Source organism: Burkholderia sp. MSMB1459WGS, from assembly GCF_001534535.1.
Taxonomy (GTDB): Bacteria; Pseudomonadota; Gammaproteobacteria; order Burkholderiales; family Burkholderiaceae; genus Burkholderia.
In genome coordinates this window covers 1-1,105 of sequence record NZ_LPMU01000009.1, presented here as the reverse complement: position 1 = coordinate 1,105, position 1,105 = coordinate 1, and the positions used below count along the sequence as shown (strand labels likewise).

Here is a 1,105-nt window from a genome sequence, read left to right as displayed (position 1 = left end):
TACAACCTGTTCACGCAGAAGCCGAACGCGGAGAAGGAAGACTTCGTGAACTGGACGAAGAGCGTCAAGTACCACGACGGCACCGACTACTTCCGCAATAACGGCGCGGGCGAGATGCTGGCGTTTTCCGCGGCCGACTTCGAAGACTTCCGCGTCGCGCGTCCGGACCTGCCCGAGCAGATGGAAGACGATCTCGAAGGCGTCGTGCGCGTGCTCGCGGAAAACCGCTGGCCGTGGCGCATGCATGCGACCTATGACGAAACCATCAGCCGCGCGCTCGACGTGTTCGAGAAGGTCAACGAAGACATCCCGCTCGAAGGGCTGAACTGGTTCTTCGATCACGCGGAAACGATTACCGAGAAGTCGATGGACCGGATCGCCGCGCTCGGCGGCGGCGTCGCGGTGCAGCACCGGATGGCGTACCAGGGCGAGTACTTCGTCGAGCGCTACGGCGCGCAAGCCGCGGAGGCGACGCCGCCGGTCGCGAAGATGCTCGGCAAGGGGCTCAAGGTGTCGGCCGGCACGGATGCAACGCGCGTCGCGTCGTACAACCCCTGGGTGTCGCTCGCGTGGCTCGTGACAGGCAAGACGGTCGGCGGCATGCGCCTGTATCCGCAGCGCAACCTGCTCGATCGCGAAACCGCGCTGCGGATGTGGACCGAGTACGTGACGTGGTTCTCGAACGAAGAGGGCAAGAAAGGACGCATCGCGGTGGGGCAGCTTGCCGACCTGATCGTCCCGGATCGCGATTTCTTCGCGTGCGCGGAGGACGATATCGCCGCCACGACCGCGTTGCTGACGGTGGTCGACGGGAAGATCGTGTGGGGCGCGGGGCCGTTCGCGTCGCACGACGCGCCGATTCCGCCGGCGATGCCGGACTGGTCGCCGGTGCGCGAGTTTGGAGGCTATGGCGGCTGGGGCGCGACGCAGCGCAACGGCGCGCCGTTGCAGCGCGCGGCGGCGGCTGCCGCGGCGTGTGGCTGCGCGAATGCATGCACCGTTCACCAGCACGCGCACGCGAGCGCATGGGCAAGTGCGTTGCCGACGTCGGACGCGAAGGGCTTCTGGGGCGCGTTCGGCTGTTCGTGCTGGGCGGTCTGACATG

General features: G+C 66.9%; 1 protein-coding gene. It reads left to right on the top strand.

The window, feature by feature from the left end:
* On the top strand, nt 1-1,101 hold a 1,101-nt coding region (locus tag WT97_RS04990; protein ID WP_156440212.1), incomplete at its 5' end, for an amidohydrolase family protein.
* Nucleotides 1,102-1,105: the final 4 nt, after the last annotated feature.